Source organism: Geobacillus sp. LYN3 (assembly GCF_003064505.1).
Classification (GTDB): domain Bacteria; phylum Bacillota; class Bacilli; order Bacillales; family Anoxybacillaceae; genus Parageobacillus_B; species Parageobacillus_B toebii.
On the sequence record NZ_QCWL01000001.1, the window covers coordinates 1,059,001 to 1,065,235 of the forward strand.

The 6,235-nt window shown below is 43.6% G+C and carries 8 protein-coding genes and 1 pseudogene; 6 read left to right on the forward strand and 3 right to left on the reverse strand.

The annotated features are described in order from the left end of the window. Both DCC82_RS17985 and DCC82_RS05560 read right to left on the reverse strand, forming a co-directional pair. A pseudogene (locus tag DCC82_RS17985) lies at positions 1-209 on the reverse strand (hypothetical protein); the annotation flags it as partial. Between the two features lie 70 nt (positions 210-279). Then, on the reverse strand, positions 280-465 hold the full coding sequence (locus DCC82_RS05560) for a YhzD family protein (RefSeq protein ID WP_012749328.1): 186 nt from the start codon (positions 463-465) through the stop codon (positions 280-282). A gap of 143 nt (positions 466-608) precedes the next feature. On the opposite strand from DCC82_RS05560, the gene DCC82_RS05565 reads away from it, so the two are divergent. From DCC82_RS05565 to DCC82_RS05590, 6 genes are all read left to right on the forward strand, one after another. Then, positions 609-1,508: an ABC transporter ATP-binding protein gene (locus DCC82_RS05565; protein ID WP_012749329.1), complete on the forward strand. Its 900-nt coding sequence runs from the start codon at positions 609-611 to the stop codon at positions 1,506-1,508. Then, on the forward strand, positions 1,501-2,739 hold the full coding sequence (locus tag DCC82_RS05570) for an ABC transporter permease (protein WP_108430276.1): 1,239 nt from the start codon (positions 1,501-1,503) through the stop codon (positions 2,737-2,739). Before DCC82_RS05565 ends, DCC82_RS05570 begins: the two co-directional genes overlap by 8 nt. A gap of 89 nt (positions 2,740-2,828) precedes the next feature. After that, positions 2,829-3,803, forward strand: coding sequence for a 3'-5' exoribonuclease YhaM (gene yhaM / locus DCC82_RS05575; protein ID WP_012749331.1), 975 nt, complete (start codon positions 2,829-2,831; stop codon positions 3,801-3,803). Between the two features lie 194 nt (positions 3,804-3,997). Beyond that, positions 3,998-4,183, forward strand: coding sequence for a sporulation YhaL family protein (locus tag DCC82_RS05580; RefSeq protein WP_012749332.1), 186 nt, complete (start codon positions 3,998-4,000; stop codon positions 4,181-4,183). Positions 4,184-4,291: 108 nt separating this feature from the next. Continuing rightward, entirely contained in the window at positions 4,292-5,374 is a 1,083-nt protein-coding gene (gene serC / locus DCC82_RS05585; protein WP_012749333.1) for a 3-phosphoserine/phosphohydroxythreonine transaminase, read from the forward strand. A 115-nt stretch (positions 5,375-5,489) separates the two neighbouring features. Beyond that, positions 5,490-6,014 (forward strand): tryptophan transporter, encoded by a 525-nt coding sequence (locus DCC82_RS05590; protein WP_012749334.1) that lies wholly within the window; start codon positions 5,490-5,492, stop codon positions 6,012-6,014. 50 nt (positions 6,015-6,064) lie between these two features. Here DCC82_RS05590 and yhzF read toward each other — a convergent pair whose 3' ends face one another. After that, a complete protein-coding gene (gene yhzF, locus DCC82_RS18830; RefSeq protein WP_483299662.1) occupies positions 6,065-6,226 on the reverse strand; it encodes a membrane protein YhzF in 162 nt (53 codons plus the stop codon). Between the last annotated feature and the right edge of the window lie 9 nt (positions 6,227-6,235).

The window sequence follows — 6,235 nt, forward strand, 5'->3', positions numbered from 1 at the left end:
TGAACGAAAAATTCAATATATACTGAAAATATAAACCCCGCCTTCCTCCCACAGCTAAAGCAGTGGGCTTCCAGCGGATGTTCTCGTGAATCCGGGCGAAAGCTCTTTTGATTCCATACGCCTCCTTCGATCCTTTGTAAGTCTTCGGTAGGTGCAAAGACTTTGTCCTCATCATGGTGAAGCTGTTCCGCCTGCTGCGTTTTATGCATATCTTTCCTTGTTTTTCCCGTCCTTTCTGTTCAAAACCCGATTGCTTTCGGCAACCGGGCTTTATTCGTGTCAACGGTGGAATAAAATCAGCTTTCCGCTTGATGTTACACAGCGGTGCGTTTTATCGTGGCAGTTATGTTCGCGCAATTTTTGTTCGCCGATTTTTTTTGCTTCTTCATCGTTCGCGGCTTCGAACGTTTCGTCCAACAGTTTTTCTCCACTTTTGTCGAATGCTGTTAATATATATGTTGGCATAGTAGTCCCCCCTTTTGCTGAATGGTGATTCATATTATTATTTTGCTATTTTAAAAAAAAATTCCTTCTAAATGATGAAACTTTTCGCTATGATAAACGTGTATGATTTAGTGGAAATTTTATCTAAAATTGGGGGAGTGAGAATGTCGTTACAGTTAGCGCATGTGACAAAGCGGTTTGGCACAGTGACTGCGGTCAACGATGTCACGTTAACGATTCCGGAAGGAAACTTGTTCGGATTTCTTGGCGCGAACGGGGCGGGAAAGACGACAACGTTTCGCATGATTTTAGGCTTGCTGGAACCAACGGAAGGAACGATTACGTGGAATGGAGAAAAAATCGACTACTCGAAAAGCCATCTCATCGGTTATTTGCCGGAAGAGCGCGGTCTGTACCCGAAACTGAAAGTAAAAGATCAGCTTATTTATTTAGGCAGGCTGCGCGGCATGGATAAAGCAGCGATTATAAAAGAAATGGAAGCGTGGCTTGAACGGTTTAACGTGCCGGAGTACGCGGACAAGCGGGTTGAGGAACTGTCGAAAGGGAATCAGCAAAAAATTCAATTTATCGCCGCCGTGTTGCATAAGCCGAAGCTATTAATCTTAGACGAGCCGTTTAGTGGGCTCGATCCGGTCAATGTCGAGCTGTTAAAAGAAGCGGTCATCGATTTAAAAAACAATGGAACGACGATTGTCTTTTCGAGCCATCGTATGGAGCATGTCGAAGAGTTATGCGAGCATCTTTGCATTATGCACCGCGGTCGGCCGGTCGTATACGGATCATTGAAAGAAGTGAAGCGGTCTTTTGGCAAAAAGAACATTATTATTCATGCTGATATGCCGCTTGATGAGCTGGCGGAGTTCCCAGGGGTTGTCAAAATGAAGCGGACAGCGGAAGGCGTGCATTTGCAAATCGAAAATGAAGACGTGTCGCAAAAAATTCTTTCCCATATTGCCAACAAAGGATTTATTCGCAAGTTTGCGCTAGAAGAGCCTTCGTTAAACGATATTTTCATTGAAAAAGTAGGTGCGGCGTATGAATAAATTTTGGATTGTGCTTTGGCATACGTATACGACAAAGCTGAAAGCGAAATCGTTTATCATCACAACGATTATTACGAGTCTCTTTGTCTTTGCGATGGCCAACATCCAGCATATTATTGAATTTTTTACAAAGGATGAAAAAACAACGGTGGCGGTCATTGATACAACGGGAGTGTTTTACGAACCGCTTGAGGCACAGCTAAAACAGGGAAAACACGATGATCTCAAGTTAAAGAAGGTGACCGGTCCGGAAGAAAAGGCAAAGGAGGCCGTCCGCAATGGCAAGTGGGATGCGCTCCTCGTAGTTTCCGCCGATGAGAAGCAGCTGCCGAAAGCAGCATATTACGCGAACACGATTGCCGACAACGATACGCCAAGCAAGCTTGAGCAAGCGCTCCAGCAGCTGAAAACAACGCTGGCAACAGCAAAACTCGGTCTTAAACAAGAGCAGATTGCACAGCTATATGAACCGGTGCCGTTTGAAAAAGTGGCATTGGAAAAAAACGCGAAAACGGAGGAAGAGTTGAATCAGGCGCGCGTTCTCGTTTACGTGCTGCTGTTTGCGATGTACATGTTTGTTCTCATGTACGGCGGCATGATTTCCACAGAGGTGGCGACGGAAAAGTCGTCGCGCGTCATGGAAATTTTGGTATCAAGCGTTCACCCGATCCAGCAGCTGTTCGGGAAAATCCTAGGGGTTGCGCTTCTTAGTTTAACACAGTTTGCGATTTTATTTGCGGTTGGCTTCACAGCGCTGAAAAACAGCGGGCAAGAATTGTGGAAATTTCTCGGTTTTGATCATCTTCCTGTCTCGACATTTGTGTATGCGATTATTTTCTTCCTTTTAGGTTATTTCTTATATGCGACATTATTTGCCGTGCTTGGTTCGCTCGTCAGCCGCGTGGAAGACGTACAGCAAATGATTATGCCGGTGATGATTGTTGTCATTGCTGCGTTTATGATCGCGATGTTTGGCTTAAATTCTCCTGAATCGTTCTTTATTACCGCAACATCGTTCGTTCCGTTTTTCACACCGATGATCATGTTTTTGCGTGTTGGGTTACTGCCTGTTCCATTTTGGGAAGTGGTGCTCAGCCTTGTTTTATTAATCGCTACGATTGGCTTGCTTGCCTTTTTCGGATCGAAGGTGTATCGCGGCGGAGTGCTCATGTACGGAAAATCTGGTTCACTGAAAGATATGAAAAAAGCGGTGCAATTGACGAAAAAGTAAGGCCTTGCCTAAGGCAAGGTTTTCTTTTTGTGTTTTGCACACATGTGGTATACTTAACTATACGCAAATACGGAAACGGAGGGAAAAGGTTGGCGAAAGGAATTGTTCATTATGAGGTTGGCGAGCAAGTCGATGTGTATTTGCTCATTAAATCGGTGACAAAAGGAATCGCTAGTAACGGGAAACCGTTTTTAACATTGATTTTGCAAGACAAAACTGGAGATATTGAAGCGAAACTATGGGATGTGTCTCCGGAAGATGAAAGTGTCTACGTGCCGGAAAGCATTGTTAAAGTATTGGGCGACATTCATAATTACCGAGGCAAAATGCAGCTGAAAATCCGCTCGATTCGTCTCGCTCACGAAGGGGATGCTGTCCGTGTATCCGATTTTCTCGAGACGGCCCCAATGAAACGCGAAGACATGATGGAAAAAATTACAGAATACATATTTGCAATGCAAAATCCAAATATTCAGCGGATTACGCGCTATTTATTAAAAAAATACGAACAGAAATTTTTTGACTATCCGGCGGCGACGAAAAACCACCATGAATTTATTTCCGGATTGGCGTACCATGTCGTGTCGATGTTAGAATTGGCAAAAGCGCTTGTGAATTTATATCCGTCATTGAATAGAGATTTATTATACGCTGGCGTGATTTTACATGACCTTGGCAAGGTAATTGAGCTGTCTGGCCCAGTGTCCGCTTCGTATACGCTCGAAGGCAAGCTGCTTGGACATATTCCGATTATGGTAGGCGAAATCAGCAAAGCTGCTGAACATCTTGGCATCAGCGGCGAAGAAATCGTCGTGCTGCAACATATGGTGCTTTCCCATCACGGAAAAGCGGAATGGGGCAGTCCGAAGCCGCCAATGGTGAAAGAAGCAGAAATTCTTCATTACATTGACAATTTGGATGCGAAAATGAATATGATCGACCGGGCGCTTGAAAAAGTAAAGCCGGGTGAGTTTACGGAACGAATTTATGCATTAGAGAATCGTTCATTTTATAAACCAATTTTTTCTTCTGTTTTAATGCAAGAAAGAGGGGGGACATCATAAAGCCTTCTCCCCAACGGCTAAGGCAGTGGGCTTCTTGCATTATTCATAAGCCCTGAAAGCAGCAAGCAAAGAAAAAAAAGAATAAGCATTGCACAATACGAAAGAGGCGGTATTTTCCGCCTCTTTCTTTATGCATAGATCATTGATTTTGTGCGTATAGTTTAGTAAGACAAGCCAGAAAAAGGGGGATGTTAATGCTTAGCATGCCATGGTGGATTTATTTAGTTGTTGCGGGAATTATTTTTAGCGGTTACATGGCAGTAAGAACAGCAGCGAAAGAGAGAGAAATCGATGAAGCATTTATTGAAAAAGAGGGAGAAATTTATATGGAGCGCATCCGAAAGGAGCGGGAGCGGCGCCAGCAAGCGAAGTCCTTGTAGCCAACAAGGACTTTATTTTTTGAAAAATTCCCTTTATTTTTTCGGAATTCGTGTTAGGATAATATTAACTCTCTTATTCATTAAAGAAATAAAATGGGGGATGAAAAAATGAAACGGGCGTATAATTTCAACGCGGGACCGTCAGCGTTGCCGCTTCCGGTATTAGAGCGGGCGCAAGCGGAATTGCTTAATTTTCAAAATACAGGGATGTCCGTGATGGAGCTGAGCCATCGCAGCAAAGAATACGATGCGGTGCACAACAGCGCCAAAGAGCGGCTGAAACGGCTGATGAACATTCCTGATACCCATGACGTCTTGTTTTTACAAGGCGGAGCGAGCCTGCAGTTTTCGATGGTGCCGATGAATTTGCTTGGAAAAGACCATGTCGCTAATTACGTGTTAACAGGATCGTGGTCGGAAAAAGCGCTGAAAGAGGCAAAGAAGGTTGGAAAAACTCATATCGCCGCATCAAGCAAAGAAGCGAATTATACGTACATTCCGCATCCGGAAGACATTCAGCTTTCCGAAAACGCAGCGTATTTACATATTACCTCCAACAATACGATTTTCGGCACACAATGGCATGAATTCCCGGATTTGCCAGTTGATCTTATTGCCGATATGTCGAGCGATATTTTAAGCAGGGAAATCAATGTTGGGCAATTTGCATTAATTTATGCGGGGGCGCAAAAAAATCTTGGGCCGTCCGGCGTAACGGTGGTAATTATCCGCAATGACTTATTGGAGCGCATTCCGGATAACTTGCCGACGATGCTCGATTACCGCACGTACAGCTCAAGTAATTCATTATACAATACGCCGCCAACGTTTGCGATTTACATGCTTTCTCTTGTGCTCGAATGGGTCGAGGAAGAAGGCGGTGTGAAAGCGATCGAAGCACGCAATAAAGAAAAAGCGGCTGTCGTATACGAAGCGATTGATGCAAGCAATGGGTTTTATGCCCCACATGCGGAAAAGGACAGCCGTTCGCTTATGAATGTGACATTTAGGCTGCCAAATGAAGAATTAACGAAGAAATTTTTGGCGGAGGCAAAAGAGAAAGGATTTGTTGGATTAGCCGGCCATCGTTCTGTTGGAGGCTGCCGTGCATCGATTTATAATGCCGTGCCGCTTGAAGCGTGTGAAGCGTTAGCGGAATTTATGAATGATTTCTATCGGAAATTTAACTGAAAATTTCCACTTCACTTTCACACTGCAAAGTGATATAATGATAGAAAGATTCTCGTAATAGGTGCAAATGCACTATTAGAGGAGCTTAGGAAAGAATAGATGAGGAGAGATGAGCATGAATACGAGAGTACTAGTTTCATTGGCATTGTTAGTCGGAATTGGTGCGGTATTGCACGCGGTCATTCCAGGAATTTTCTTTGGGATGAAGCCGGACATGATGCTGACAATGATGTTTTTGGCTATTTTGTTGTTTCCGAATGTTAAAGCAGTGGGGCTTGTTGGAGTTGTGACAGGCATTATTTCCGCGATGACAACAGGATTCCCGGGGGGACAAGTTCCAAATATCATTGACAAAACGATTACCGCTTTTGTATTCTTCGCGTTTGTGTTGCTTTTGAAAAAGTATGGTCAAACGGTGATTTCTGCCGCAATATTAACAGCGGTCGGCACGATCATTTCTGGCACGATCTTTTTAACCGCTGCGCTTTTGTTGGTAGGATTGCCAGGCGGGGCAGCTTTTTCTGCTTTATTTCTGACCGTTGTATTGCCGGCGGCTGTGATTAATACGATTGTGATGGTGATTATCTATCCAATTGCCTCGTCCATTTTTAAGCGGATGAACATTACAGCGCATGCGTAACAATCGCAAAAAACCCGATCATCATCTTGGTCGGGTTTTTTGCTATCACGCTATACATATCGGAGTAGCCAAGCAGTGACAAAGCAAAAAAATGCTATTCCAATATAACCGAAAGCACGCTGTTTTAATACTATTTTTGGTGGATACATTTTCGCTTTTGTTAATGAAAAAAGAGTATTTATGAAAAGACAGAAAAATATGAAACTAATCATAAAAAAAAA